The organism is Brevibacterium sp. JSBI002 (assembly GCF_026013965.1).
GTDB lineage: Bacteria > Actinomycetota > Actinomycetes > Actinomycetales > Brevibacteriaceae > Brevibacterium.
The window spans coordinates 2,576,881-2,603,762 of sequence record NZ_CP110341.1 but is presented as its reverse complement, the minus strand read 5'-3'; the positions used below and the strand labels follow the sequence as shown (position 1 = coordinate 2,603,762).

At 65.7% G+C, this 26,882-nt stretch carries 23 protein-coding genes and 1 pseudogene; 12 read left to right on the top strand and 12 right to left on the bottom strand.

The features are described 5' to 3' along the window. Nucleotides 1–97: 97 nt before the first annotated feature. The gene (locus LJ362_RS11845) at nucleotides 98–1,429 is read right to left on the bottom strand and encodes a glutaminase (protein ID WP_264799244.1); all 1,332 of its coding nucleotides are present in this window, start codon (nucleotides 1,427–1,429) and stop codon (nucleotides 98–100) included. Between the two features lie 247 nt (nucleotides 1,430–1,676). Here LJ362_RS11845 and LJ362_RS11840 point away from each other — a divergent pair, with 247 nt between their 5' ends. Further along, nucleotides 1,677–2,543, top strand: a complete 867-nt coding sequence (locus LJ362_RS11840; RefSeq protein WP_264799243.1) for a hypothetical protein — start codon at nucleotides 1,677–1,679, stop codon at nucleotides 2,541–2,543. A 74-nt stretch (nucleotides 2,544–2,617) separates the two neighbouring features. Continuing rightward, nucleotides 2,618–3,277: a hypothetical protein gene (locus LJ362_RS11835; RefSeq protein WP_264799241.1), complete on the top strand. Its 660-nt coding sequence runs from the start codon at nucleotides 2,618–2,620 to the stop codon at nucleotides 3,275–3,277. Between the two features lie 139 nt (nucleotides 3,278–3,416). On the opposite strand, the gene LJ362_RS11830 is transcribed toward LJ362_RS11835, so the two are convergent. From LJ362_RS11830 to LJ362_RS11795, 8 genes and pseudogenes are all read right to left on the bottom strand, one after another. After that, nucleotides 3,417–3,767, bottom strand: a complete 351-nt coding sequence (locus LJ362_RS11830; RefSeq protein ID WP_264799240.1) for an antitoxin — start codon at nucleotides 3,765–3,767, stop codon at nucleotides 3,417–3,419. Between the two features lie 139 nt (nucleotides 3,768–3,906). Further along, complete coding sequence (gene nhaA, locus LJ362_RS11825) at nucleotides 3,907–5,247, bottom strand: Na+/H+ antiporter NhaA (RefSeq protein ID WP_413774208.1); 1,341 nt, start codon at nucleotides 5,245–5,247, stop codon at nucleotides 3,907–3,909. 142 nt (nucleotides 5,248–5,389) lie between these two features. After that, a complete protein-coding gene (locus tag LJ362_RS11820; RefSeq protein ID WP_264799239.1) occupies nucleotides 5,390–5,542 on the bottom strand; it encodes a hypothetical protein in 153 nt (50 codons plus the stop codon). A gap of 52 nt (nucleotides 5,543–5,594) precedes the next feature. Next, nucleotides 5,595–7,102, bottom strand: a pseudogene (locus LJ362_RS11815) (SulP family inorganic anion transporter). A gap of 78 nt (nucleotides 7,103–7,180) precedes the next feature. Then, nucleotides 7,181–7,915: a DUF2993 domain-containing protein gene (locus tag LJ362_RS11810; protein ID WP_264799237.1), complete on the bottom strand. Its 735-nt coding sequence runs from the start codon at nucleotides 7,913–7,915 to the stop codon at nucleotides 7,181–7,183. A 73-nt stretch (nucleotides 7,916–7,988) separates the two neighbouring features. Next, nucleotides 7,989–8,711 carry a LutC/YkgG family protein gene (locus LJ362_RS11805; protein WP_264799236.1) on the bottom strand — a complete coding sequence of 241 codons (723 nt, stop codon included), beginning with the start codon at nucleotides 8,709–8,711 and terminating at the stop codon, nucleotides 7,989–7,991. After that, nucleotides 8,708–10,231, bottom strand: coding sequence for a lactate utilization protein B (locus LJ362_RS11800; protein WP_264799234.1), 1,524 nt, complete (start codon nucleotides 10,229–10,231; stop codon nucleotides 8,708–8,710). Before LJ362_RS11800 ends, LJ362_RS11805 begins: the two co-directional genes overlap by 4 nt. Further along, entirely contained in the window at nucleotides 10,228–11,223 is a 996-nt protein-coding gene (locus LJ362_RS11795; protein WP_264799233.1) for a (Fe-S)-binding protein, read from the bottom strand. The genes LJ362_RS11800 and LJ362_RS11795 overlap by 4 nt, the downstream gene beginning before the upstream one ends. Nucleotides 11,224–11,532: 309 nt before the next feature. Between LJ362_RS11795 and LJ362_RS11790 the strand changes: the two genes are divergently transcribed. Further along, nucleotides 11,533–12,453, top strand: a complete 921-nt coding sequence (locus tag LJ362_RS11790) for an SCO6745 family protein (RefSeq protein WP_264799232.1) — start codon at nucleotides 11,533–11,535, stop codon at nucleotides 12,451–12,453. Nucleotides 12,454–12,458: 5 nt separating this feature from the next. Here LJ362_RS11790 and orn read toward each other — a convergent pair whose 3' ends face one another. After that, nucleotides 12,459–13,094: an oligoribonuclease gene (gene orn / locus LJ362_RS11785; protein ID WP_264799230.1), complete on the bottom strand. Its 636-nt coding sequence runs from the start codon at nucleotides 13,092–13,094 to the stop codon at nucleotides 12,459–12,461. Between the two features lie 272 nt (nucleotides 13,095–13,366). On the opposite strand from orn, the gene LJ362_RS11780 reads away from it, so the two are divergent. The 4 genes from LJ362_RS11780 (at nucleotide 13,367) to LJ362_RS11765 (ending at nucleotide 17,955) form a co-directional block, all read left to right on the top strand. Further along, nucleotides 13,367–13,840 (top strand): hypothetical protein, encoded by a 474-nt coding sequence (locus tag LJ362_RS11780; RefSeq protein ID WP_264799229.1) that lies wholly within the window; start codon nucleotides 13,367–13,369, stop codon nucleotides 13,838–13,840. Beyond that, the gene (locus tag LJ362_RS11775) at nucleotides 13,756–14,985 is read left to right on the top strand and encodes a hypothetical protein (RefSeq protein WP_264799228.1); all 1,230 of its coding nucleotides are present in this window, start codon (nucleotides 13,756–13,758) and stop codon (nucleotides 14,983–14,985) included. The genes LJ362_RS11780 and LJ362_RS11775 overlap by 85 nt, the downstream gene beginning before the upstream one ends. Nucleotides 14,986–15,142: 157 nt before the next feature. Beyond that, the gene (locus LJ362_RS11770; RefSeq protein ID WP_264801835.1) at nucleotides 15,143–16,123 is read left to right on the top strand and encodes a tetratricopeptide repeat protein; all 981 of its coding nucleotides are present in this window, start codon (nucleotides 15,143–15,145) and stop codon (nucleotides 16,121–16,123) included. A 188-nt stretch (nucleotides 16,124–16,311) separates the two neighbouring features. Then, nucleotides 16,312–17,955, top strand: a complete 1,644-nt coding sequence (locus LJ362_RS11765) for a hypothetical protein (protein WP_264799227.1) — start codon at nucleotides 16,312–16,314, stop codon at nucleotides 17,953–17,955. Nucleotides 17,956–17,985: 30 nt separating this feature from the next. Here the strand turns inward: LJ362_RS11765 and LJ362_RS11760 are convergent, their stop codons facing one another. Continuing rightward, the gene (locus LJ362_RS11760; protein WP_264801833.1) at nucleotides 17,986–18,378 is read right to left on the bottom strand and encodes a hypothetical protein; all 393 of its coding nucleotides are present in this window, start codon (nucleotides 18,376–18,378) and stop codon (nucleotides 17,986–17,988) included. 113 nt (nucleotides 18,379–18,491) lie between these two features. Then, the gene (locus LJ362_RS11755; protein ID WP_025778593.1) at nucleotides 18,492–18,842 is read right to left on the bottom strand and encodes a hypothetical protein; all 351 of its coding nucleotides are present in this window, start codon (nucleotides 18,840–18,842) and stop codon (nucleotides 18,492–18,494) included. Between the two features lie 114 nt (nucleotides 18,843–18,956). On the opposite strand from LJ362_RS11755, the gene LJ362_RS11750 reads away from it, so the two are divergent. The 5 genes from LJ362_RS11750 to ligA all read left to right on the top strand — a co-directional run bounded on the left by LJ362_RS11750 (nucleotide 18,957) and on the right by ligA (nucleotide 26,803). Next, a complete protein-coding gene (locus LJ362_RS11750; protein WP_264799226.1) occupies nucleotides 18,957–20,168 on the top strand; it encodes a cysteine desulfurase family protein in 1,212 nt (403 codons plus the stop codon). Continuing rightward, complete coding sequence (gene mnmA, locus LJ362_RS11745) at nucleotides 20,165–21,379, top strand: tRNA 2-thiouridine(34) synthase MnmA (RefSeq protein ID WP_264799225.1); 1,215 nt, start codon at nucleotides 20,165–20,167, stop codon at nucleotides 21,377–21,379. The genes LJ362_RS11750 and mnmA overlap by 4 nt, the downstream gene beginning before the upstream one ends. 66 nt (nucleotides 21,380–21,445) lie before the next feature. Next, complete coding sequence (locus tag LJ362_RS11740; protein WP_264799224.1) at nucleotides 21,446–23,497, top strand: S9 family peptidase; 2,052 nt, start codon at nucleotides 21,446–21,448, stop codon at nucleotides 23,495–23,497. Beyond that, nucleotides 23,490–24,578, top strand: coding sequence for a hypothetical protein (locus LJ362_RS11735; protein ID WP_264799223.1), 1,089 nt, complete (start codon nucleotides 23,490–23,492; stop codon nucleotides 24,576–24,578). The genes LJ362_RS11740 and LJ362_RS11735 overlap by 8 nt, the downstream gene beginning before the upstream one ends. Beyond that, nucleotides 24,575–26,803, top strand: coding sequence for an NAD-dependent DNA ligase LigA (gene ligA / locus LJ362_RS11730; RefSeq protein WP_264799222.1), 2,229 nt, complete (start codon nucleotides 24,575–24,577; stop codon nucleotides 26,801–26,803). The genes LJ362_RS11735 and ligA overlap by 4 nt, the downstream gene beginning before the upstream one ends. The last annotated feature ends 79 nt before the right edge of the window (nucleotides 26,804–26,882 follow it).

Sequence of the window (26,882 nt, the reverse complement as noted above, 5' to 3'; positions counted from 1 at the left end):
GCCGCCTCGGCGCAGGGGTTCAGTAAGGCTCACCTTATCAAATCTCTCTCGACCACCCACCGGCCCCGAGCCCAGAGGGCGGTCCCACCGGCCCCCGTCAGTTGGAGCGATCGGCCATCTCCCGACGACGATCGTCGCGGATGCGTTTGAGTCCTTTGACCGATTTGAGCGAATCGAGGATCTGCACACCTGGAAGGGCGGAGTTCGGTCCTTTGCACTGCATCATGTCGTCGGGGTCGAGCAGGACCACGCGGATCCCATCGTCCTTCATTCGTGACAGCGCCTCGGTGAGCATGCTCCGGGCGACGGAGTTGATCTCGTTGACGCGGCGCAGGTCGAGGACGAAGGTGTTCGTGGTGGAACTGGGTTCGTCCATCGTGCGCAGGACGTTCTCCGAACCGCTCCACTGGATGAGTCCCTGCAGGCTGCAGATGCGGACCATCTTGCCCTCCGAGTCGACGAAGCGACGGTCGCGGCGGATGATCGAGCGCGCCGGTTCCGGAGCATCCATGATGTGCAGGCTCAACCTGTCGGAAAGGTCTTGGAAGATCTTCGCTCCGCGGACGCTCGTGCCGTGCCTGTCCAGTCGCGGAGAGAACGTGGCGATGCCGACCTGACCGGGCATGACGCCGAAGACACCGCCGGACACGCCGCTCTTGGCTGGGATCCCGATCTCTGTCATCCAGTCGCCGGCCGCGTCGTACATGCCGCAGGTCATCATGACGGCGAGCACCTGCCGATTGACCCTGGGGGAGAGCACCTGTTCACCGGTCAGCGGGTTGATGCCGCCGCCTGCCAGAGTCGAGGCCATGATGGCGAGGTCTTTGACGGTGACGGTGATCGCGCACTGTTCGATATAGCCGCGGACGACCTCGTCGGGGTCGTCGTAGAAGATGTCGTAGGACCGGAGCATATTCGCGATCGCGACGTTGCGGTATGCCTCCCGCCATTCGCCGTCGGCCACCGATTCGTCGATCGACAGCTCCCTTCCGGCGAAGCGGGAGAGCCCGGCGCGCGCGATCTCCGTGCGTTCGGCCAAGCCTGCACCGGGAGCGCCGAGGATGGAGTGGATTGTCATCGCCCCGGCGTTGATCATCGGGTTGAGCGGTCGGCCCGACTTCTTGTCCAGGGAGAGTTCGTTGAACTTCTCACCGCTGGGTTCGACGCCGACCATCTCGAGGACTCCGGCCAGGCCTTCCTGCTCGAGGGCGAGCCCGTAGATGAAGGGCTTCGACATCGACTGGATCGAGAATTCGAAGTCGGCATCACCGGAGGTGTATTCGACGCCGTCGAGGGTCGAGATGCAGATCGCGAGCTTCTCCGGATCCGCTGAGGCGAGGTCCGGGATGTAGTCCGCATTCTCCCCGGACCGGTCCGGTCGGAATCGTTCGAGCGTCTCATCGAGGAAATCCGGGATAGGCGATCGCATGGCACCTCCTGCTGCAGTCGTGGTCGGTGGGCACAGCGTAGTTTGACGCAGACTGCCATTCTCACACACTCCTCCGCCGGCTGCCGTTCGTCGGCAGCAGAGCCACCGATTCGGCCGAACGGGACCGGTGCGGCGGAACTTCGACGACGCAATCGGCGGCACAGCCGCAGCAGCGTACCTGCGATTGTTCCAGGTCTGGCACCGAACGTGCAGCTCCTGTGACGGGCCCTGGCCATAGTGTGGAGTCATGACCCGCCCCAGGCTGCTCCTCCTCATCGGCATCGCGTCCACCGCGGTCGCCGTCGTGGTCATCGGCGTGATCGTAACGGCGCTGGTGCTGCGATATACGGCTCCACACCCTGAGACCACAAGCCTGCCCGAACACGCGCTGACCCCGCAGGAAACCATCACCGAGGTGGCCCCGCACAAGGACGGCACTGCCCAGATCCGCCAAAGGCTGATCTTCGAGGTCCCACCCGAGGACGGATCAACGGTGGGGCTGTGGATCAGCGACGCGGGCTTGGGTCGCAATCCGCAAACCGGGAACAGACTGGCGACGATGCCGAAGGTGTCCTCGCTGAGCGCAGTCGAACTGAGCACGGCAGCCGGTTCGACTCGAACCTCGCCGAAGACGCTCGGGAAGTTGGACATCACCGTCGACGAAGAGAGGCGGCAGGGCTTCGACCATCCGGCGGTGCACTTCACGCTCAGTCCGCAGAATTCTCAAGGCGCGGCCGTGGGGTGGAGCGAAGGTCGTCATGTCGTCGAGCTCGAGTATGCCCTCGCCGAAGTGTTCCTGACAGTGTCCGGCGAAGAATTCTTCGCACTGCCCCTGCCGTCGATCGGCAATGGTCACCACACAGTGAAGACGCACACTCTGGAGATCGACACCGACGGGCCGGTGTACTGTCCGGCCGACAACGTCGACTTCGATCTTGGTGACGGCTGCGACGCTGAAGCATTCTCGAGAGTCGATGACAGCGGTGCGATCAGCAGCGGCGACGGAACCCACGTGGTCTGGCGGAAGTCCTACACCGACAATCGAGAAGTCATCGCCTTCGCCCCTCCTGCGGGTATGACGGCATCCCCGACCCCCGCGCATGAGAGGCAGTGACGAGCGAGATGGAACCGAGATGTGGACGCCGCCGTGCGTCCTCCGTCACGGCAGCGCTCGCCGCGACTGCGACGATGACGGCTGTGATTGCAGCGTCCGGCGGAGTAGACGCAGCGCCGAACCCGCTGCGGGACAAGACTGCTGAGCACACGGTCAGCATCGCCGCCGACGGCAGCTACTCGGTGCGAATGGATACGAAACTCGACCTGGCGCTGGAGACGACATGGGGATTCGGCGGTGACATCCATGATGGTTTCCGCTTGCCCGACACCGAGGCTCTGCTGCCGCCGTACCTGCGGGTGCACTATTCGAATCCGCAGGGAACCATCGATTCGGATCCCGCCGAGGCGACCATTGAGACAGAGGTGCATTCCGTCGATATCGGCTTCTCCACGGATAGGCTCACTGCGGGATCTCACCGAGGAGTCCTTGACTACGAGGTTGCCGGGGCAGCGGTGCCGGCCGCAGACGTGAACGGCGACCAGGACGACGGCGTCGTCGTGTACGTCCGTCCCCTGGACCGCGGAGACCTCGTCATCGAGTCAGCGGCACCGATCACCGCGGTCGACTGTGAGGTCGTCGCTCCGTACGGCAAGTCCTGTGGCGAGAAGAGGGGAGATGGGTGGGCAGTCTCGAGTGACGAGCTGCTGCGCGACTCTGCCGTCATCGACGCAGTGCGGATCACGATCGACGCCGATCCGAAAGGAATGCCGGCCCCGGACATCGATTCCTGAGTCCGGATAGTCGACACCGTCGCATATCTGACCCTGCTGGTCCCACCGCCAGCCGCACCGCTGCGTCCGCTTGAGACCGCCGAACAGAGATCGAGCCCCTGCCGCAGTCGGCAAGGGCTCGATCGGGTGAAACAGCAGATCAGCGGTCTCCGGCAGGTCCGTTGCCACTGTCGAATCCACTGTCGTCACGATCATCTCCGCGGACATCGTTCTCACGAACTTCGTCGCTGCGGGTCGCACCGCCGGGCTGCTCGTCGCCGCGATTCGCACTCCCGGTCTGACGGTCATTGCCGATGGCGTTGTCGGCGGCGTCCCGGGCCTTCTTGATCTTGTCCGAGTGCTTGCCTCCGGTCAGGGAGTCGGCGACACCGGCGGCCTTGTCGAGGACAGAGTCGGTGACCTTCTCCGCCTTGTCCGAGTTGAGCTTGTCCTTGACCTTAGGATCATTGGCGAGGTTCTTGGCCTTGTCGAGGAATTTGTCGAATGCCATGGCAGGGTCCTTCTCAGTTGGTCGAATGCTCTGTCGATGCTGATCGTGGGGATGAACAGGGACGCTTCGAATCCTAGTGCGGCAGTCTGTGACGGAACTGGCAAGCGCCTGGTGCGGATGCGCTGGTCAGCGAGCTCGTTCACACCTGCGATCGGCGCGGGTGCCCCTCAGACCGGCGACGGTGCTGGGCATTGCGGACGGTGAGGATGAGCGCGGCGAGTGCGGCCGAGAGCAGAGAAGCACTGAGTACGGCGACCTTCGCCACATCGTGTTCGACCGAACCGGCGGTGAAGCTGAGCTCGGCGACGAGGAGCGAGACGGTGAAGCCGATGCCGGCAAGCAGCCCGACGCCGGTGAGATCGGCCCATCGCAGATCAGGATTCAACCCACCGGTGAACCGGGTGACCAACCAGGTGGAGACGAGGATGCCGACAGGCTTGCCCACGATCAGTGCCGTCACGATCCCGTAGGTCAGCGGGTGGGAGAACGCCGAAGCCAGACCGGGGGTTCCGCCGATATCGACGCCGGCGGCGAAGAACGCGAAGACCGGGACGGCGAAACCGGCCGACAGCGGTCGAAGGCGGTGTTCGAGCGCCTCGGCGAGGTCGCTTCCGGACCTGCCGTCGGCGGAAGGATCGATGTCTCTCGAAGTGCCGTAGTCGGCATCGGTTGTGCGTTTCGAGCCACGACCGACGACTGCGGGGATCGTGAAGCCCAGCAGCACTCCGGCGATGGTCGCGTGGACGCCGGAGGCGTGCATGAACGCCCAGGCGGTGAGTCCGAGGGGGAGGAGGATGACCCACGCGGACCAGGCACGGTCGACGAAGTAGCGACGGAATCGGCTCGCGATGAGCCCGTAGACGATGACGATTCCGAGCGCCGCGGCGAGGGGGAGAACAGCGATGGACTCGGTATAGAAGATCGCGATGATGGCGATCGCCAGCAGGTCGTCGACTGCGGCCAGGGTCAGCAGGAAGAGGCGCAGCGCCTTCGGCAGGTGGGAGCCGACGATCGCAAGGACGGCGACGGCGAAGGCGATGTCGGTTGCCGTGGGGATGGCCCAGCCGCGCAGCAGCTCTGGGCGGGTGAGCAGAAACGCCGCGCAGATGAGGGCGGGGACGAGGACTCCGCCGGCTGCCGCGGTGATCGGGACGACGGCGGTGCGGAGCCGACGCAGATCACCGCGGGTGAATTCCGCCTTGAGCTCGATGCCGACGAGGAAGAAGAAGACTGCGAGCAGTCCGTCGGCGGCCCATTGCCCGATGCTCAGCCGCAGATGCCACGGTTCGTAACCGAACTCGATATCGCGGAGTGCGAAGTATCCGGCCGACGCCGGTGAGTTCGCCCAGATCAGAGCGGCAGCTGCGGCGATGAGGAGCAGCGCACCGCCGACGGTGTCGCTGCGGAGCGCCTGGCAGAAGCGCTGTCCCAAAGGGGTCGGTGAGGCTGATGGCAAAGCGATTGCAGAAGTGGTGGTCACAGTGATCCTGTTCGTGGTCGGCAGAGAATATGGCTCGACCCGAAGAGTGGATGTGCAGACAGTGCTCAGTTCGTCGACGCTGAGCGTACGTGCGTGATTCGAGCGGACGTCGTCGGCTCGGACGATGAGATCTGTCGGGGAATCACACCAGGGGTCGGAGTGGAAGATCTCCGCGCGTGAACGGCTGTGTGCCCGACTGCATCTCGCCCCACGAGGTGATGTAGCCGTTGGTGCCCGAATGCGGAAGTACCCACGTTTTCGGGTGGAAAGCGGCATCCGGGGCTGACTCTGACATTGCGGACAGTCTACCTCAGCGGATCGCGCAGCTGCCTGACTTCACCGGGCAGCTAACCCAGCCCGCCGGAGAGTCGAGTATGCAGAGTCTCGGTGTACGCGTTCATTCCGGTGATCTCCACACTCGTGCCCAGTGCTTCGTACTTCGTCACGATCGCATCGAGGGCGGCGACGGTCGACGCATCCCAGACATGCGATTCCGTCATATCGATGACGACCGATCGGGATCATGTGTGTATCGGAACTGAGTGGTGAGGTCATTCGAGGAGGCGAAGAAGAGCTCGCCGCGGACCACATAGCGGGCGACCGCCTCGGCGGAGGTCGTCTCGATCGTGCGTTCGACGGTGACGAAGTGGGCGACCCTCCGAACGAAGAGCACACTGGCCACGAACACTCCGACGACGACGCCGATGGCCAGGTTGCCGGTGGCCACGACGACGGCGACGGTGGCGATCATGACGAAGGTCTCGGACTTCGGCAGCATCTTAAGCGTCGAGGGACGGATGGAATGCCAGTCGAAGGTGTCGACGCAGACCATCATCATGATGGCAGCGAGGGCGACCATAGGGATCATGCCGACGATGTCACCGAGCACGACGACGAGGAGGAGCAGGAACGCTCCGGCCATGAACGTCGAGATCCGAGTCCTCGCCCCCGAGGCGCGGACGTTGATCATCGTCTGCCCGATCATCGCGCAGCCGCCCATCCCGCCGAAGAGACCGGAGATCATGTTAGCAGCACCCTGACCCCAGGACTCACGGGTCTTGTTCGAGTGGGTGTCGGTGATCTCGTCGACGAGCTTCGCCGTCATGAGTGACTCCATCAGCCCGACCAGTGCCATGGCCAGCGAGTAGGGTGCGATCGTCGTGAAGGTCTGCCAGGTCAGCGGTACGTGCGGGATGAAGAGTTCGGGCAGGCTGCGCGGCAGTTCGCCCTGGTCGCTGACGGTGGGGACATCGATGGCGAACATGACGACGATGCCGGTGATGATGACGATCGTGATCAGCGGTGCCGGCACGATCTTCGTCAGCTTCGGCATGAACACGAGCACGACGATGGCGATGGCCAGCAGCGGGTAGACCATCCACGGCACTCCGATGACGTGCGGGACCTGTGCTGCGAAGACGAGGATCGACAAGGCGTTGACGAACCCGACCATGACGCTGCGGGGGATGAACCGGATGAGCTTCGCGACTCCGGCCACGGCCAGCAGGATCTGGAACACACCGCCGAGCATGACGGTGGCTATGAACATGTCCATCCCGTGCTCGCGGGCGACGGGGGCGATGACGAGGGCGACGGCTCCAGTCGCCGCGGAGATCATGGCCGGGCGTCCGCCGAGGAACGCGATCGAGGTGGCCATGATGAACGCGGAGAACAGCCCGACCTTCGGATCGACCCCGGCGATGATCGAGAACGCGATCGCCTCGGGGATGAGGGCCAGCCCCACCACGAGTCCGGCCAGGACCTCACGGGTGAGCAGCCTCGGTGAGGTCAGCGCGGTGAGGACGGTCGGATCGGGGCGGTAGCGGCGGGAATCATCGGCGGTTTCGGCGGGAATGGGAGTCGTCACGACCGGAACATTACCCGATCGCCGAGGCGGCCCGCTCCGACCATGGCCGGCTGCGTTCCCCGCCGGTCATTGCAGGCGGACTCCGGATCCGTGGAGGCGGACCCGCAGTCCCGAGTCGGTGGCGGTGAGGTCGGTGAGCTCGAGACCGGCGGGCAGGAAGTCGAGATCGATGACGATATCGGAGATCTCCGAGGTGAGGAACCCCGGCAGGCGATCGAGGGAGAACTCCGCCGAACCCAGCTTGATCGTCGTCGCGTCGACGACGGCCCTCCTGCCGTCGGCTTTCGGGTCGATGCCCACAAGCAGATCCTGACCGAGCATCGACCCCTTGAGGAAGAGTTCGCCGTCGACGGTGGTGAAAGACATTCCTTCGGGCAGGTTCGCATGTTCGGCGGCAAGCTCGTCGAGGGTCGAGTGGGGGAGGACCGCAGTGCCGTCGACGGTGCCGATCGGCTTCGATTCGCCGGTCGGAACGTCATAGAGCTTCGCGTCGACGTCGGTGAAGTCGACGCCCGCATAGGTGGCCTCATCGGCGGTGACATGCACCGAGTTCAGCTCACTTGAAGCCAGCTGCGTGAGGATGGGGAAGCCTTCGACGGAGACCTCGGCTTCACCGTAGTCGGCAAGCCCGTCGGCGATGCGCTGCTCCGTGGTGTAGTCGACGATGCGGTCGGCCGCGATCACTCCGACGATGAGGGTGAGGACGATGACGACCGCGGAGACGATGAATGTCGTCCGCCGGGTGCGACGACGAGGCCGGTCATCCGGCCGCGGGTACTGAAGGGTCTGCGCCGTGGTCATGGACTCCATTGTTCCGCACTCGCCGGTCCGTGCGCATTCGCCGGTCCCGCAGAGTCGAAGGTCTCCGCTGCGCTCAACTGCTGAGGATGATGACGTCGAGGGTGCGCGGTCCGTGCACACCTTCGACCCGGCTGAGCTCGATATCGCTCGTGGCCGAAGGCCCGGAGATGAACGTCAGCGGCGCGTGCGCGTCGAGCCGGGCGATTCCCTCGGGGACGATGTCGACGATGTCGTCCGTCCGGACGATGCACACATGATGGTCGGGCACGAGCGTGATCGCCCTCCGCCCGCACTCGTTCGATCCGTCGAGGACGATGGTGCCCGTCTGTGCGATCGCCACCGCCGAGGCGGTCACCACCGCCCCCTGAGCGTCGAGTTCGTCGACGCTGAGCTCCTCACCCGGTGCATCGATCCGCACCTCACCGGCGTACCCCGCCAGCCAGGACGAGTCGAGACCGCGGGGGACGACGACCGTGGAATGGTCCCCGATGAGTTCGGCGATCGTCGCGCTCGGGTCGCCGTCGGCGCGGTGGACGTTGGCTTTGTAATCGACGAGACGGTCGATGAGCAGCTCAACGAGGTCCTCACCCGATTGTGTGCCCTCATGGTGGTATCCGGCGTCGGCGGCCGTGGCGGCAGTGTTCGCCGAGGCGACTCCGTTGGATTCGGCATGTGCCGTGCCGCCGGTGCCTGGTGCCGCCGTCCGCGGAGACGACGGCACGTACTCCCCGCCGCCACGACGACCGAGGGCCTCACTGATGCGGGCGAGGATCTCCTCGCGGGCGGTATCGGTCATCGCTGCCCCTCCTCGTCGCGGTCGTTCGCTTCCTCTTCGGCCCACAGCTGTCGGAAGCTCTTCTCCGGCAGGGCCGGGATGTCCCGGCTCGATGTCCAGGCGCCGGCGATTCCGGGCAGAGCGTTGATCTGCTCACCGCCGGTGACCTTGTGCGCGAGAGGCAGTCCCTTCTCCGCCGCGGCCATCCGCTTCCCGTCGCCCATCATCCACGACGCGCCGGTGAGGGCGGCGTCGAGCTGGGAGGACACAGGGGAGTGGTTGGCTTTGACATCCTCGTTGCGCAGATGGACGAGGATCTCCGGGATGTTGATCTTCACGGGACACACGTCGTAGCAGGCGCCGCACAGACTCGACGCGTACGGCAGCGAACCGTTGCCCTGCTCTTCGACTCCCGTGAGCAGCGGGGACAGGATCGCTCCGATCGGTCCCGGATAGGTCGAGCCGTAGGCGTGGCCGCCTGTGCGTTCGTAGACAGGGCAGACGTTCATGCATGCCGAGCAGCGGATGCAGTTGAGCGCCGTGCGTCCGTGCTCATCGGCCAGGGCCCTGGTGCGTCCGTTGTCGAGGAGAACGAGATGGACGTTCTGCGGACCGTCTCCCTCGGACTTCCCCGTCCAGAACGAGGTGTACGGGTTCATCCGCTCACCGGTCGACGAGCGTGGCAGCAGCTGCAGGAAAACCTCAAGATCGGCGAACCTCGGCAGCAGCTTCTCGATGCCCATGACGGTGATGAGCGTTTCCGGCAGGGTCAGGCACATGCGCCCGTTGCCCTCGGACTCGACCACTCCGAGGGTGCCGGTCTCAGCGATGCCGAAGTTCGCTCCGGAGATCGCAACCTTCGTGGTGAGGAATTTGTGGCGCAGGTGACGGCGAGCCGCCTCGGCGAGGACGGCCGGTTCGTTCGTCAGCTCCCCGGCGTCGGGCATTTTGTCCATGAAGATCTCACGGATCTCATCCCGGTTGCGGTGGATGGCGGGAACGAGGATGTGGCTGGGTTTGTCCTCGCCGAGCTGAACGATGAGCTCGGCCAGATCCGTCTCGAACGCATCGATGCCCTCATGCTCGAGGTGCTCGTTGAGCCCGATCTCCTGGGTGGCCATCGACTTGACCTTGATGACCTCGCGACGCCCGGTCTCGAGCACCGGCGCATTGTCCTCGACGAGCTCGGTGACGATGGCATTGGCCTCATCGGCATCCCTGGCCCAGTGGATGATCCCGCCGGCGGCGGTGAATGCCTCTTCGAACTGCGCGAGGTATTCGGGCAGGTTCGCCATCACTTCGTTCTTCGTGGCCTCACCGGCGTCGCGCAGGGCTTCCCAGTCGTCGAGCTCGGAGACGACCTCGGCGCGCTTGGACCGGATCGTCGAGGTGGCGTGGCCGATGTTGTTGCGCAGCTGCTGATTGCTCAGATGTTCGTGCGAGACCTCGGGAAAAGCCTCGGCTTCGATGATGTTGCCCTGCCCGCCGGGCAGATCGCTGCGTCGCTTCGACGGCAGCAGCGGCATTCCCAGAAACGTCATCGCAGGCTCCCTCCGCTCACTTCTGCTCCTTCGCTCGGCACCCGCAACGGGTCCTCCTTCGTCGAGGCAAGGATCCGGGCCAGATGGACCGCGGCCTGACCGACGCGGAATCCGGACTGAGTGCGGCTCGGCTCGGCCGGAGCGGTGCCCCGATGGCCCGGGGTGAGGTGGTCGTCATCGTCGGCACCGACGACCGTCGTCAGCGTCTCGGTCGTGTGCCCCTGCTCATCGGTCGAGCTCGTCTCCTTGACGTGCACGGCGGTGACGTCCGGGGCGCCGTCGAAGCTGCCGGTGCGTTCGAACCGCGACATTCCGCCGCCGATGTGCAGCAGACAGGAGGCATCGCCGCCGGTGCAGACATCGGCTTCGGTCGCCTGGATCGTGCGCACCTTGTCGGCGAGCATCGCCGAGGACACCTCCGGGTTCTTCACGGAGAAGGTGCCGCCGAACCCGCAGCAGGAATCGGCCAGAGGCAGTTCGACGAAGTCGATGCCCTCGACGGACCGGATGAGGGAGGACTGCCGATCGCCGAGGCGCAGCAGCCGCATTCCGTGGCATGACGGGTGATACGTCACGCGGTGCGGGAAATAGGACCCGAGATCGGCAGCGGCATCCGTGACGCCTTGGACGTCGGTGAGGAACTGGGTGAGCTCGTAGGTGCGTTCGGCCACCTCGGCGGCCTCGGAAGCCAGGGCATCATTGCCCACCCGGGTGGCGACCATCGGCTGCTGGTGGCCGAGCGAGGCCACGCAGGAGGCGGACGGGGCGACGGCGACATCCCATTCGGTGCTCGTGAAGGCGCGGACGTGATTGGCGATGACCGGTTCGGCCTGCGCGAACTTGCCGGAGTTGATGTGCATCTGCCCGCAGCACGACTGGCCTTCGGGGAAGATCACCTCATGGCCGAGTCGGCGCAGAATACTCACGGTCGCCTGCGCGACCTCGGGATACATCGCATCGACGATGCATGTGGCGAACAGTGCGATCCTCATCTGACCTCCAAGCCGGACGCTGTGCTGATGCGGTTTGCGGGATCGGCTTCCGACCGGGACGATGCCGTGGTCGCAAACGGTCCGTGTCACTCCATACTCAGACCGTAGCACCGGGTCCTGACCCGGCAAATGTGCGCGACCGGACGGGCGCGCCGGTGCGAGGATCGACGCGGAAGTCCGGCCGCCTCGGGGAAGGGGCAGGCGATTTAGGTCCTATGAAACTGCGCTAATCTCCAGCGCCGACCAGAGCGGCGACGATGCACGCGCAGACCCATTTACCTGGGACGGGACCGCCCATAGGATGACGATATGGAATCCCAGCGCACACAGAACATCAGAACGGTCTCGGCCCGCATCAACTCCTTCCACTCGTCGATCTACTTCTCAGAGACCGTCGGCGCCGAGTACGCCAAGTACGGACTCGAACCCGGTGTCGAAGGCAATATGGCCGCCCGTTCGGCCCCGCTGGGACGGGTGAACCCCGGAGTCGTGTCCGCTGCGTACTACAACTACTCCCCGAATTTCGTCGCCGGAATGCTGCCGCGCCTGTGGGAGACGGTGAGCCCGGAGCAGATGGTCCAGGCTCGCTTCGACGCAGTGAGCGCATACATGGCTGAACTCTTCGGTGACCGTGACGACATCGCCCTGCTCACCGAGGCGGCCACCCAGATGACTCAGACGCTGGCACCCGTGCGCGCCGCCATGGACTTCTCCGGCCGCACCCTGGCCGCGGCCACCGCCGACGTCATCGGCAGGCATCAGGCGGCCACCGCATTCGAGAAGATGTGGGATGTGGCAACCGTGGCCCGCGAATTCCGCGGCGACGGCCATGTCGCCTCCCTCGTCACCGCCGGTGTGCCCGGAATCGACGCCCTCATGCTCGACGTCGCGACCGGTGCCGGATTCCGCCCGCGAGCGGCACAGAAGACCCGTGGCTACACGGATGAGGAATGGCAGACCGCGCAGGCCAGGCTCGCCGAGGCGGGGCTGATCACCGTGGACAAGGACGACCGCGGGCACGACCTCCCCGTCATCACCGAGGCGGGACGTGATCTGAAGGAACAGGTCGAAGCCCTGACCGACGGCACCGTTGCAGCCGCCTGGTCTGTCCTCGACGATCAGACGATCGAATCGCTGCTCTCGCCTAGCCGGGACCTGCTGCGCGTCATCGCGAAGTCAGGTGCCTTCCCGTCGAACATCTTCGCCCGCCCCGAGAAGAAGGCCGGCTGAGGCGCTCAGCTCTCGTCGGAGGAACTCGCCTCGGTGAGGTTCGAGTAGTTCTCGGCCACCTCGACGGCGATCGACTTCGCCTCGTCGGAGCTCGGTCCCTCGGCGGAGAACACGGCCTTCCGGTAGTACTGGAGCTCGATGATCGAGTCGATGATGTCGCCGAGTGCGCGGTGCCCACCATGCTTGGTCGGCGCCTGGAAGTAGGCGCGGGGGAACCACTGCTTGGACAGTTCCTTGATCGAGGAGACGTCGATGATCCGGTAGTGCAGGTGCTCGACGAGTTCGGGCATCTGCTTGGTGAGGAACACCTTGTCGGTGCCGACAGAGTTCCCGCCCAACGGTGCCTTGCCGGCCTCGGGGACATGCTTCTTCACGTATTCGAGGACCCGGGACTGCGCCTCGGCGACGGTGGTGCCCGCGTCGAGTTCGGTGATCAGGCCCGAGGTGGTGTGCATGTTCGTGACGAATTCATTCATGTTCGCCCGTGCATCCGCCGAGGGCCTGATGACGATGTCGATTCCGTCGTCGAGGGGGTTGAGCTCGAAGTCGGTGACGATGGCAGCCACCTCGATGAGTTCGTCTCGCACCTCGTCGAGGCCGGTCATTTCGCAGTCGATCCACACAATTCTGTTGTTGCTCACCCGCCCAGCTTAGGGCAGACAGCGGGGAACGGGACATTCCGGGGTGCGATCGGAACCTCTCCACGGCCGGGGAACGGCCGCCTCGGCGAGGGTGACTGTCGGGATGGAGCGATCGTCCGACGGCCGATCGGGAACGACCCGGGGAAGGAGCGGGCATGTGAACGTCGACACACACTGAGCGTGCGCACAGAGTCGATGTCCGGTATGTGACTTAAACTTGAAGAGTCCCCGAACTGGGGTGCCATTTTGCTCGGCTGAGGGAAGGTTCGCTCGTGCGTTACACATTCGCTGTGATGCTCATGGTGGTGGGTGTCGTCGTCGGTGGCCTCGGCATCCTGCAGAAGACCCTGTGGGCTCCGGAGGATACGATCACTGCCACCGCACAGATCGATGCCGACAAACCGGCAGTCATCGTCGACCCCGGAATGCTCAACCTCTACGAAACGCCTGCGACCCTGGAGGTCAAGGGCAGCGGTGATCTCACGATCGCCCAAGCCCCGATCGAGAACGTCGAAGCCTGGGCGGGACAGTCAGCCTATGACCGCGTCACCGGGATCGCCGAAGGCGGCAAGCTCACGGTCAAGGCGACCGACGGTGAGGGCAAGGTTCCCAACCCGCCGGGGCCGATCTGTGGCAGTCCGAGGTCACCGGCACCGATTCTGTGGAGCTGGAATGGAACGACGAGGCCAACCGCACCGGATTCCTCGTCGCCGGTGACGGCGAAGCCGGAGCGGTCAAATCTGTGACCCTCACCTGGCCCAACCACGCCGACACACCCTGGGCACTCCCGCTGATGATCATCGGCGGCGTCCTCTTCGTCATCGGCGTCGTCCTCCTCTTCCTCGGTGCGAACAATTCGAAGAAGGAAGCGAACCGCCGCAAGGCGCGCCAGGAGCGCCGCCGCAAGCTCGCCGAATACGGCACCGCCTTCGCCGTCGTTCCCGTGCTCGCACTCAGTGCCTGCGGGCCCGAAGAGCTGCCGAAGCCCGAGCCCTCCGAGGCTCCGAGCTCCGCGGCCGCGGGCGTCACCGATGACCAGGCCAAGCGGATCCTCGACTCCGTGGCCGCCGACGTCGAAGCCGCAGACAAAAAGACCGATAAGAAGGCACTGGTCGAACGCGCTGCCGGTCCCGCGCTCAAGCAGCGTGAAGACCTGTACAAGGTGAAAGACGACGTCGAAGACCAGAAGATGGCGCCGGAGGTGGCCAGCGAGGAGATCGTCGCCAACTACACCTCGGCCACCGATGCCTGGCCGCGCGTGACCAGCCTGATCACCTCCGCCGGTGGGAATTCGCAGCTGCTCGTGCTGACCCAGGAGGATCCGCGCAGCAACTACAAACTGTGGTCGCAGACCCAGCTGACGGCCGGCACGAAGCTGCCCGAACTGCCCGACTCGCGTCAGGGGGCGAAGATGCTCGAACCCGGATCCAAGGACTTCGTCACCACTCCGGAGAAGGCCGTTGCCGACTACGCTAAGGCCCTCGGCAGCGGGGCGGACTCGAAGGAGGCGAAGAAGTTCGAGTCCGATGACTTCTCGAAGTCCATCTGGAAGAACCAGAAGGACCAGAAGGCCAGCGCCGAAGAAGGCAAGGCCGAAGTCGACTACAAGTACACTCCGGGCAAGGAACTCGTCGCCCAGGGCACCGCCGGGGACGCCGCCATCGTCACCGGAGTCATCGACGCCGAATCGACGATCAGCCCCGAGTCGAAAGAGGGTCGCACCGGCACCCTGTCGCTGTCGTCGCCGCAGAAGGAACTCGTCGGCTCCGCGACGACCAAGGAGCCGGTGACGACGAAGACCACCCAGGTGCTCACCTTCCTCGTCCCCAAGGACGGCAAGGTCAAGCTCATCGGCGGTCTCGAGACTCTCGCCGGAGCCGAAGCAGGCTGAGGCGGAAGGGTCGGCACCGTGGTGTTCCTTCCGTGACGGCTGAGGAAATAGCCGTGGGCGCACCGGTGTTGATACGTTCTGTTGGATAAGCAAGGACCAGGTGCGTCACGGTTTGCGCCGAGTCCACCGACCGCGTCACAAAGGAGACCACGTGTCAATGGATCCCTCGCAGGAGAGCACGCAGCCCAATCAGGGACTCGACCTGTCGGCGGTGCGCAGCAAGAACATGCCCGCCGAACAGGCCGGTCAGGCCGGTCAGGCCGCCGGTGCGGGAGCCGGTGCGGGAGCCGGTGCCGCCGGCGGCCCGGCCGGTGGGGACCCGGATACGGTCGCCGTTCCGGGACTGGTCTTCGACGTCGACGAATCGACGTTCACCAGCCTGGTGGCGATCTCCGACCGCGTGCCCGTCGTCATCGACCTGTGGGCCGAGTGGTGCGAACCGTGCAAACAGCTCTCGCCGATCCTCGAACGCGTCGTCACCTCGTACGGGGGACGTCTGGTTCTGGCCAAGGTCGACGTCGATGCGAACCCGCGTCTGCAGCAGGCCTTCGGAGTCCAGTCGATCCCCACGGTCGTCGCCCTCATCAAGGGTCAGCCCGTGCCGCTGTTCCAGAGTGCTCTGCCCGAACCGCAGGTCCAGGCGTACTTCGACGAACTGCTCAAGCTCGCCGGTGAGAACGGTGTGACCGGCCATGCGGTCGTCGGGGGAGCCGAGCCCGAACCGGTCGGCCCCGCCCACCCGGAGGCCGAAGAGGCACTCGCCAAGGGCGACTTCGACACCGCAGAGAACCTTTTCAAGGCCGCGCTGGCGAACTCTCCAGCCGATGAAGAGGCGAAGTTCGGTCTCGCCCGGGCAGGCTTGGGACGCCGCCTCATCGACCAGGAACCGGCCGATCTCATCGCCGCCGCCGATGCGGACCCCAAAAACGTCGAGGCCGCGAAGGCCGCGGCCGACGCCGAAGTCGTCAGCGGCAATGCCGGCAGCGCCTTCAACCGACTCATCTCTCTTATCCGCACCACCACCGGTGATGAGAAGGAATCCCTGCGCCTGCGTGTCCTCGATCTCTTCGCGGTCCTCGGCGCCGACGACCCAGCCGTGACCAAGGCACGGACCGCACTCATGAGGGCACTGTTCTGATCCAGCGAATCCGACTCTTCACCGCCATCCTCTTCGGCGTAGCAGCACTCACGCTCGCCGGACTGGTCATCTCTGCGCTCTCGGTCGTCGGCACCGACGAGATCACCGAGACCCCTGCCTTCAAGGTCAAGGACGGGGCCTACGCCGTCGTCCTCGACGAGGCCATCGTGCCCTATTCGGGTTCGAGCGTGACCGTGACGGCGAAGAACTCGAAGGGCACGGAGCTGTTCGTCGGCACCGCCAGCGGAGTTGACGCCGACAGCTACCTCGACGGGGTGGCGCAGGAGCAGATCAGTGATGTGTCGTTCCCGAATTCCGCGACCCACCGGTTCACTCCCGGTGATGAGAAGCCGGAGGCCGATATCGCCGATCGCGACTGGTGGATCAGCCAGGACACGGGAAAGACGGTCGCGAAGACGTTCGATCTCGATGCCGAACCGCAGGTGCTCGTGATCGCTCCTGCGAACTCCGATGACAGTCTCGACGGAACGACGGTGAGTCTCCAGATGCGCGTCAAGGGCGTGTTCGCACTCAGCCTGCTCGGCATTGCCGGCACGATCATCCTCGCCGGATTCTCGGTGTTCTTCTTCATGCGCTGGTGGGACTCGCGCATCCGCCCGCCGAAGAAGGACGTCGGACGCCCGAACGGCACCGGACCCGACGAGGGCGGCGGACCGGACAGCAGCGACAGCGGACCCGGAGGCGGCAGCGGCTCGGGCCGAGGCGGCCGGGGACCGGCAGATGACCGCACAGCCACGGGCGAGCCGGGACCGGCGACCCAGCCGATCTCGACAGTGCAGCCGGACACGGCCGGCCAAGCGCCGCCTCGGCGACGGGATCTGCGGAACCGGCGGTCCTTCCGCGCAGTGACGGCCTCCGTCTTGGGCACCGGGCTGGTGCTCAGCGGCTGTGCGAACATGCCGATCGCCAAACCCAGCAGCCCGGACACCACCCCGTACGAACGCACGGCGGTGCGCCCCGGTGAGGCCGGCAAGTTCATGACGAACTACACGGAATCGCTGGACAAGACCCTCGGCGACAAGGGCTCCGACCTCGACAAGATCCAGGCGGCACCGCTCATCGACCACACCCGCGCGCAGATCCAGATCGCGGACAAGGCGAAGCAGAAGCTGCGCGCACCGAACTTCACCGAGGTCGTCGCCGGCAGCCCGAACTTCACTGAATATCCGATGTGGTTCTACGCCTTCGGAACCGCGGACAAGAATTCCACGGATGGGGACAAGCAGCTGACCCAGGTGATGCTGGTGACGCGAGAGTCGGCGTCGACCGATCCGCTCGTGCGTTCGGCGTCCTATATCCCCACCGATCAGATGCCCACCCTCATGGCCGATGACAGCGGCGCCGTGGAGAAGGGACCCGAGGACTTCTCCGAGGACCTGACCACGGCATCCGGTGACGTCTCATCGTTCCTCGTCGACGGCAAGGCGAAGTCCGGAGGACCCGAAGGACTCAAGGAGGGCGGATTCAAGGGATTCCGCGACTACCTGGGTGACCTGCGGGACAAGGACTCCGGCTTCGACAAGGTCGACGTCGACTGCAAACCCTATGAGGACCTCAAGTTCGAGGACATGTCCTTGAGCACCGAGAACGGTGCGATCGGAATGGGCGAGGTGCGCTGCACCCTGACGATCAAGGCACCGTCGGACTACGCTCTCGACCTCGGCGACACCGTCGAAGCCGTGAAGACGAACGACAAAGAGGGCGACACCATCAAGGTCGACACCGCGCACCCCTATGTGCTGATGAAGACCGGTGACGAACTCACCGCCGTCGCCACCGACTGGAACGTCCTGTCCTCCAAGGTGGAGTGAGGCGCGCTCAGCCGCGGTTCGTTTGGCGTGTCAGTCGCGGTTTGCGCGGCGGCCGACGCGCAGCAGCCACCATAGGCCGATGAGCGGCAGGAGCAGCGGAATATAGCCGTATCCGCTGCCGAAGTTCGACCACACCGACGGCTTCGCGAAGTCCTCGGGGTGGGTGTGGCTGAGGATGCCGACGACGATGACGCCGACGAACTCGATCGCGCAGGCGGCGACGGCGATCCGGTGTGAGACGCGGTTGCCGATGACCAGGCAGACCGTGGCGAGGATGTAGATCACCGCAGCCAGCGCGGACAGCGAGTACGCGATCGGCGCGACATCGAATTCGCGGATGAGCTGGTAGCCCGCTCGGGCCGTGGCCGAGAGCGCGAAGACCCCGTACACCGCCGTGAGCGCCCGTCCGGGTCCGGTATGCATCGCCGAGAACGGCGACCGTCCCGTCTTTCCCCTCGCCGAGGCGGCCGTGGAGTCCGCGTTGCCTGCTGAGCTCGCATCGTCGGCGGGGTCCCCGCCGAACCGATTGCGCCTGGTCACTGCCAAATCTGGTCCAATCTCTCGATCATCACGATCACCGTCAGTCCTGCCGCGGCCAGCACACCCGGCCCCCAACGACTCAGTTCCGCGAACGCCCAGAACCCGGCCAGCGCCATGACCATGATTGCCGTGATGATGTAGCCGAAGTAGAGCAGTGGGTCGACATCGTGTGTGGAGCCGAAGGTCGCAATCGAGATGATCAGCTGCACAATGAGCAGCAGCAGAAGCAGTGCGGCACCGCCGAGCAGAGCCTTGCCGGCCGGGCGGTTGCGGATGGTCTCGATGATCGACCACAGGGTCAGGATGCCGGTGGCGGCATAGAGGACGATGGTGAAAACGGTGAACACCCGACCCAGTTTAGTCGGCCATACCGGCAGGCAACTCGTCCGGATGTGCCGCTTGGCAGGTGAGATGCCGCACGGATCCTGGCCGCAGCCTGGCTCACGCCCTAAAATTGCAGGGTGCCCATCTATCTTGATCACGCAGCCACCTCGCCGATGCCCGCCGAGGTGCTTGAGGTGTACACGAAGGAGCTGGCCCGTCGGGCCAACCCCTCGGCCCTGCACGCGGTCGGTCAGGCGGCACGGATGCGCATCGAAGAAGCACGCGAAGGCATCGCCCGCGCGGTCGGTGCGGCCACCTCGTCGGAGGTGATCTTCACATCCGGAGGCACCGAAGCGGACAATTTCGCTCTCAAAGGCCTCTACCTCGCCCGCAACAGCGGAACGTTCACGGAGCCTGCCCGCCCGCGAGTGCTGACGACGACGATCGAACATCCTGCGATCCTCGAGGCCGTAGAGTGGCTGGAGAGCCTCGGCGCCGAAGCCGTTTACCTCGACGTCGACCCGGCAGGACGTCTCGATCTGGACGCGGCGACCGCCGAACTGCGGCGCGACCCCGAACGCACCGCGCTCATCAGCGTGATGGCCGCGAACAACGAGATCGGCACTCTGCAGCCGATCGCCGAGATCGGTGAGATCGCCGCCGAACTCGGCGTTCCCTTCCACATCGACGCCGTACAGGCGCTCGGACAGATCCCGCTCGACTTCACCGCACTCAAGGCCACGGCGATGACGATCACCGCGCACAAGATCGGCGGCCCCGTCGGAATCGGCGCACTCCTGCTCGACCGCGCAGCGAGCCCGACGCCCATCCTCCACGGCGGGGGACAGGAACGCAGCGTGCGCTCGGGCACCCTCGACGTCGCCGGCGCCGTGGCCTTCGCCGCCGCCGTCGACCTCGTCACAGACGACCTCGAGGCCCGGGCGGCACGACTGTCGGGACTGCGGGACCGCCTCATCGCGGGAATCGAATCGAGCATCGACGGGGCACGGCTCTCCGGTCCGCGCGGAGCGGACCGCCTGCCGGCCAACGCCCACTTCACGTTCCCGGGCTGCGAGGGGGACTCGCTGCTGTTCGGTCTCGATGCCCGGGGATTGGCCACCTCGACGGGATCGGCCTGTTCTGCCGGTGTCTCCCGTCCCTCCCGTGTGCTCTTGGCATGCGGGATGGATGAGGACAGCGCCCGCACCACTCAACGTTTCACGCTCGGTCACGAAACGACCGAAGCCGATGTCGATGCCCTGCTCGCGGCCCTGCCCGAGGTCGTCGACCAGGCACGCCGAGCCGGGATGGTTTCGGCAACACCCCGATGGATGCAAGGAGCATCATGAGAGTACTCGTTGCCATGTCCGGCGGAGTCGATTCCTCCGTCGCAGCCGCCCGTGCCGTCGACGCCGGACACGAAGTCGTCGGCGTTCACCTCGCCCTGTCCCGCATGCCCGGGACCCTGCGCACCGGATCGCGCGGCTGCTGCACGATCGAAGACTCCCGCGACGCCCACCGGGTGGCGGGAATGCTCGACATCCCCTTCTACGTCTGGGACTTCTCCGAGCGGTTCAAGGAAGACATAGTCGATGACTTCATCGCCGAATACGCCGCCGGGCGCACCCCGAACCCGTGCATGCGCTGCAATGAGCGCATCAAGTTCGCAGCCCTCCTCGACCGGGCCCTGGCGCTCGGCTTCGACGCCATCGCCACCGGCCACTATGCCGAGGTGCTCCGTGACGATGAGGGTCGCCCCGAACTCCACCGCGGTGAGGACCTGGCCAAGGACCAGTCCTACGTCCTCGGTGTGCTCACCTCCGACCAGCTCGAGCACTGCTATTTCCCGATCGGTGCGACGGCGTCGAAGGCCGAGGTGCGCGCAGAGGCGGCCGAGCGCGGTTTCTCCGTCGCGAACAAGCCCGACTCCTACGACATCTGCTTCATCCCCGACGGGGACACGAAGGCCTGGCTGGCCGACAAGATCCCGATGCGTCCGGGACTCATCAAGGACTCCGAAGGCGAAGTGCTCGGCGAACATGATGGGGCGATGACCTATACGATCGGCCAGCGCAAGGGTCTGGGCATCGAGAAGCCCGCTGCCGACGGCAAGCCGCGCTTCGTCACCGGCCTCGACCCGGCGACGAACACCGTCACCGTCGGATCGCGCGCCGATCTCGCGGTCTCGCATCTGACCGGCATCCGCACCTCCTGGGCCGGTGCAGCGCCGTCGGACATGGGGGACACCCCGGAGACCGGCATCGACTGCGAAGTGCAGATCCGCGCCCACGCCGACCCGGTGCCGGCCCGTGCCTGGCTCGGCGAATTCGTCGCCGAGGCACCCGAACATGAGGCGAATCCGATCATCGACGAGGTCGAGGTGCCCGCCGCACGTCCGGCCGGGCAGCTCATGCACGTCGACGTCGATGAGGAGCTCTCCGGAGTGGCCCCGGGCCAGACCATGGTGATCTACCGCGGCACCCGTGTCCTCGGCCAGGCCACCATCGACTCCACGGCTAAGGACCGCATCACCTCGGCACCCGAATTCGCAGGCGCCTGAGCCGCCCCACCTCACTCAGGTGACTGCTTCGGGGCCGATGTCGGCCACTGGCGATACTCTGGGGGCATGAAGGAAAGTCCCCAAGATGTCGTCACGGCACCTTATGGAACGTGGTCCTCACCTCTGGGCGCCGCCGAGGTGGCCGCCGGTGCCGCTCCGATCTTCGACGCCGCCTTCCGGGGAGACGAGATCTTCTATTCGACGAAGATCCCCACCGAGAAAGCCCGCACCGGGCTCGTCCGCACCTCACTGTCGCGTCCGGGAGAGCGTGAGCAGGTCATTCCGACCGGGTTCAACATCCGCTCCGCCGTCCACGAATACGGGGGAGCCTCGTGGGCTCTCGACCAGAACAGCGAAGTCATCTACTTCGTCAACGCCGCTGATCAGCGCGTCTGGCAGATCATTCCCGGCCGAGCCCCGCATGCCCTGACCCCGGACACCTCGGGGCGGATCCGCTATGGAGATCTGCACATGAGTCCGTGGGGACTGCTGTGCGTGCGCGAGGACTGCCGGTCCACCCGTCGTGAACGCGCGATTGTGCTGCTGACCAAGCACGGGACGACGAATGTGCTCTCGACCCACTCTCATTTCATGGCCTGGCCCAGACTCTCACCCGACGGCAGCACCTTGGCATTCGTCGGCTGGGAGCACCCGAACATGCCCTGGGACGGGACCACCCTGTGGCTGGTCGATGTGCGCACGCCGGCCACACCTGCGGTCGCCGTGCTCAGCGGCGACGGCGTCGAACGGCCACGCAGATCCGATCCGGGAATGCCGAGCCCGACCGATCCGGGCATCTCCCTGCTCCAGCCGGAGTTCACCTCCGATTCCTCCCTCCACGTCATCTCCGACCATCACGGGCACTGGTCGTTATTCGGGCTCGACATCGACCCCGTCACCGCGCGACCCCTGGCCACCGACGAACGCCAGCCACCGGCGCCCGAAAAGATCGGAGTCGACCGGCTGCGACCGGTCATCGACACCGGCGAGGAGATCGGCGGCGCCCTCTGGCAGCTGGGCACGAGGTGGCACCTCAACGACGGAGAAGAGGTGTGGGCCCATTCGCAGGCGGCCACCGCATCCCTCGTGCGCCGCCGGCTGAGCCTATCCGACAAAACGCTCACCCCTTCCGACACGACTTGGGAGACCATCGATACGACGGGGGAGGTCTTCGGCACGATCGAACTCCTCGACCTCAGCCGCACCCACCTGCTGCTGACGGCGAAGTCGACCAGGCGCCCCGGAGTCCTCTACGCCGTCGACCGGGTGACCGGCCTGTTCACCGAGATCGCCAGCGAACGCCTTGACACCCACCAGGGCTACTACTCCCGCCCGCAGGTCGGCGAGCTCGGGGGAGTGCCCGTCGTCATCCACCCGCCCCACAATCCTCGCTTCGCCGCTCTCGTCGACGAACTCCCGCCCTTCGTGGTCTCGATCCACGGCGGACCGACGGGGCAGGCGACCCCGGAGATGACGGCACGCACGAGCTTCTTCACCTCCCAGGGCATCGGCGTCCTCGAAGTCAACTACGGCGGGTCGACCGGATTCGGTCGTGCCTGGCGTGACCGGCTGCGCGGGCAATGGGGAGTCGTCGACGTCGAGGACACCGTCGCCGCCGTCAACGGACTCGTCGCGGCCGGACTCGCCGATCCGAACCGCATCGCCATCTCCGGAGCCTCCTCGGGCGGATGGACGGTGCTGTCCGCCCTGGCTTCGACGAACGTGTTCGCGTGCGGCACCTCGTATTTCGGGGTGACCGACCTCATGCGCTTCGTCGTCGACACCCACGACTTCGAATCCCACTACATCGACGGCCTCGTCGGACCCTGGCCCGCCGCCCAGGACGAATACATCACCCGGTCTCCGATCCGCCGGACCACAGACATCACCGTGCCTGTGGCTGTGATGCAAGGCGACCGCGACCCGATCGTCCCACCCTCACAGGCCCAGGAATTCGTCGATACACTCGAACTGGCCGGAGTGGAGTACATTTACCGTCTGTACAAGGGCGAATCCCACGGCTTCGTCCGCGCCGAGACCATCATCGATTCCCTGGAAAGCGAGTTCGGATTCTATGTCGACGTCTTCGGAATCCCCCGCGCCCACCAGCATGGCTGACCGAGTTCTGCCTGCCGCCACGACCACGGGAATCTGGCTGCCCGGAGTCCGCGATCCGCGCCGCGGCTATATCGCGACAAGTCCGGTCCGGGAGGCCGCGGCTTCCGGTTTCGACCTCCTCGCCGATCAGCTTCCGCCGGTGCCCCTGACCGCGCATCAGTCCGAGGGGCGATGGGGTGCCGACGCCATCGGCCGCGCCGTCGGCCTGCTCACCGAACTTCACGTCGACCGCACATCCTACGGTTGGCGGCTGACCGCCTCGGCCGGCAAAGACGAACGGCTCGAGGACTCGGCATTGAGAGAAGCCTTCGACGCGATCGCCGAATACGGCCAGTCTCGGTCCGGACAGGTCCAGATCAGCCTGCCGGGACCGTGGACGCTCGTGACCGCGCTGAGCCTGAGCTCCGGCGCCCGTGTGCTCGGCGATTATGGAGCCCGCCGCGACGTCGTCCAGGCCTACACGTTCGGCATCGCGGCCTTCTCCGACCGCATTGCGGGCCTGGGCATGCAGCCGACCGTCCGCCTCGTCGAATCCCGCCTGAACCCGGTCCTCACCGGCACCTGGCCGACGGTGTCCGGGTGGGCGAGCCTGCCCGCCATCAGCGAAACCCAGGTGTGGGCGGCGCTCGAATCCACGCTGCGCCACCTCCCACCCACCGTGCTCGCCCTGCCGGACCTCGATTCTGTGCACCTGCAGGGCAAGGAGATTCCCGCTGCCGAGGTGGTCCGCCGCACCGGCGCCCGTTCCGTGTCAGTGCCGTTGGCTAGCCTGAAACCACACAGCTGGGAACAGCTGGCGATCCTCGCCGAGGCGGGGCTCGGTACCTGGATCCACCTGCCGGCGGCGGCCGGTGGGCGATCGGACGCGGTCAATCACTGGTGCGAGCGGATCCGCACCCCGTGGTCGCGCATCGGCATGGGGGTCGCGAGCCTGCGCGAATTCGGGATCATCGCCGGCCGCGAACTGCCGATGACCTACCCGCCGCTGTTGGAGGACCAGCAGGGGATCGGGCCCGAGCACAATCGGGGAACCATGACCATCGCCGCCGGTCTGCGGCGGGCTCTTGAGGAGATCGAATGACCACGACACCGGAGAACGCCGACTCATCGACGCCCGAGCACCAGACCTCGGATTCGACCACACCCGAGCTGCAGGGCCTCGACCTCACCGACGCGACCGCTCGCGCTCAGGCCCATGCCCAGCTGACGGAGAGGATCGAGGAGCTGCGGGCCGCCTACTATCAGGACTCCCTGCTCGTCTCCGATGCCGAGTACGACGAGCTCGTCCATAGTCTCGAAGACCTCGAGGCGCAGTTCCCCGAACTCGTCACCGATTCCTCACCGACGCAGACCGTCGGCGGCGTCGTCGACACCTCGACCTTCGACCCGGTCGAACACATCGGTCCGATGTACAGCCTCGACAACGTCTTCGACTATGAGGAACTGCGAGCCTGGTACGAACGGGTACGGTCGGCCACCTCGGTGAAGTCGAAGTTCCTGTGCGAACTCAAGATCGACGGGCTCGCCGTCAATCTGCTCTACCGGAACGGCGAACTCGTGCGGGCGGCGACCCGCGGCGACGGACGCATAGGTGAGGACATCACCGCGAATGTGCGCACGATCTCCGATATCCCGCACCGCCTCGACACCGAGCATCCGCCGGCCGAGGTCGAGATCCGCGGCGAGGTGTTCTTCCCCGTCGAGGATTTCGCCGAACTCAACGCCTCCCTCGTCGCCGAGGGCAAGGCCCCGTTCGCGAATCCGCGGAACTCCGCGGCCGGTTCGCTGCGGCAGAAGGACCCGGCCGTCACCGCACGCCGGCCCCTGCACATGCTCGTCCACGGAATCGCCGTGTGGACACCGGCCGATGATTCGCATCCTGAACCGGCCCACCAGTCCGAGGTCTACGAGCAGTTCCGGTCCTGGGGTCTGCCGATCAGCGACTATTTCAAGGTCCTCGACACCGTCGACGAGATCGAAGACTTCATCTCCTACTACGGCGAACACCGTCACGATGTCACCCACGAGATCGACGGAATCGTCATCAAGATCGACGATATCGCCGTGCAGGAGACGCTGGGCTACACCTCTCGCGCACCGAGGTGGGCGACGGCCTTCAAATACCCGCCCGAGGAAGTCACGACGAAGCTCATCGACATCCAGGTGCAGGTGGGTCGGACCGGGCGAGTGACCCCATTCGCCGTGATGGAACCGGTCACCGTGGCAGGATCGACCGTCGAGCGGGCGACCCTGCACAACGGTTACGAGGTCAAACGCAAGGGTGTGCTCATCGGCGACACCGTCACCCTGCGCAAGGCCGGCGACGTCATCCCCGAGGTGTTAGGCCCGGTCGCGGCCCTGCGGGACGGATCCGAACACGAATTCGTCATGCCCACCCACTGCCCGTCATGCGGAACCGAGCTCGGTGAGCAGAGGGAGGGCGACAAGGATCTGCGGTGCCCGAATTCTCGATCGTGCCCGGCACAGCTGGCCAACCGCATCTTCTACCTCGCCTCCCGCGCGGCCTTCGACATCGAAGCCCTCGGCGAGGAGGCTGCACTGGCGCTGACGGCGCCGGCCGAACCGGACACGCCCCCGCTGACGTCGGAGGCCTTCCTCTTCGACCTCACCCCGGAGGATCTGGCCGAGGTCAAGATCTGGCGGAACAAGAAGTCGAAGGGAGTGGAGACCGGTGAGCGTGAGCTCGTGCCGTACTTCTACACCCGGGGAACAGCGAAGAAGCCGAGCGCCCCGAGCGCGAACACGAAGAAGCTCTTCGACGAGCTGGAGAAGGCGAAGGATCAGGATCTGTGGCGGGTGCTAGTCGCCTTGTCGATCCGCCATGTCGGACCGACCGCCGCACGGACACTGGCCGCGAAGTTCCGCACCCTCGAGGCCATCCGTGAGGCCAGCCTAGAGGAGCTCTCCGCCGTCGAGAGCATCGGTCCGACGATCGCCCAGAGCATCCGCGATTGGTTCGAGATCGACTGGCACGTCGAAATCGTCGAGACCTGGGCGGCCGCAGGGGTGCGGATGGAAGACGACGAGGTCGAGGCCGCCGAGCAGACCCTCGAAGGGCTGACGATCGTGGCGACCGGATCACTGAGCTCGTTCACCCGCGACGGAATCAAGGAGGCGATCCTCGGCGCCGGCGGCAAGGCGGCGGGTTCGGTGTCGAAGAAAACCGACTACGTCGTCGCCGGTGAGAACGCCGGGTCGAAGTTGGAGAAAGCTGAGTCGCTGGGCGTGCCCGTCCTCGACGAGGACCAGTTCAGGGTTCTGCTGGAGACCGGCAGACTCGACTGAGGTGTGCCCGGGCCTCGTGCCTGGTCCCTGGTGCCTCGCTGCCGGAGGGAATACATTCCGGTTCGGGGAGGTTCCTTGG

Excerpts from the sequence above, each read along its gene's own strand:
- LJ362_RS11835 (WP_264799241.1), top strand. The coding sequence starts at position 2,618 with ATGACGGCTGTGATTGCAGCGTCCGGCGGAGTAGACGCAGCGCCGAAC.
- ligA (WP_264799222.1), top strand. The coding sequence starts at position 24,575 with ATGACCACGACACCGGAGAACGCCGACTCATCGACGCCCGAGCACCAG.
- LJ362_RS11845 (WP_264799244.1), bottom strand. The coding sequence starts at position 1,429 with ATGCGATCGCCTATCCCGGATTTCCTCGATGAGACGCTCGAACGATTC.
- LJ362_RS11760 (WP_264801833.1), bottom strand. The coding sequence starts at position 18,378 with ATGCATACCGGACCCGGACGGGCGCTCACGGCGGTGTACGGGGTCTTC.
- LJ362_RS11805 (WP_264799236.1), bottom strand. The coding sequence starts at position 8,711 with ATGACCGATACCGCCCGCGAGGAGATCCTCGCCCGCATCAGTGAGGCC.
- LJ362_RS11740 (WP_264799224.1), top strand. The coding sequence starts at position 21,446 with ATGAAGGAAAGTCCCCAAGATGTCGTCACGGCACCTTATGGAACGTGG.
- LJ362_RS11810 (WP_264799237.1), bottom strand. The coding sequence starts at position 7,915 with ATGACCACGGCGCAGACCCTTCAGTACCCGCGGCCGGATGACCGGCCT.
- LJ362_RS11735 (WP_264799223.1), top strand. The coding sequence starts at position 23,490 with ATGGCTGACCGAGTTCTGCCTGCCGCCACGACCACGGGAATCTGGCTG.
- LJ362_RS11790 (WP_264799232.1), top strand. The coding sequence starts at position 11,533 with ATGGAATCCCAGCGCACACAGAACATCAGAACGGTCTCGGCCCGCATC.
- LJ362_RS11840 (WP_264799243.1), top strand. The coding sequence starts at position 1,677 with ATGACCCGCCCCAGGCTGCTCCTCCTCATCGGCATCGCGTCCACCGCG.
- LJ362_RS11770 (WP_264801835.1), top strand. The coding sequence starts at position 15,143 with ATGGATCCCTCGCAGGAGAGCACGCAGCCCAATCAGGGACTCGACCTG.
- LJ362_RS11830 (WP_264799240.1), bottom strand. The coding sequence starts at position 3,767 with ATGGCATTCGACAAATTCCTCGACAAGGCCAAGAACCTCGCCAATGAT.
- LJ362_RS11820 (WP_264799239.1), bottom strand. The coding sequence starts at position 5,542 with ATGTCAGAGTCAGCCCCGGATGCCGCTTTCCACCCGAAAACGTGGGTA.
- LJ362_RS11800 (WP_264799234.1), bottom strand. The coding sequence starts at position 10,231 with ATGACGTTTCTGGGAATGCCGCTGCTGCCGTCGAAGCGACGCAGCGAT.
- mnmA (WP_264799225.1), top strand. The coding sequence starts at position 20,165 with ATGAGAGTACTCGTTGCCATGTCCGGCGGAGTCGATTCCTCCGTCGCA.
- LJ362_RS11795 (WP_264799233.1), bottom strand. The coding sequence starts at position 11,223 with ATGAGGATCGCACTGTTCGCCACATGCATCGTCGATGCGATGTATCCC.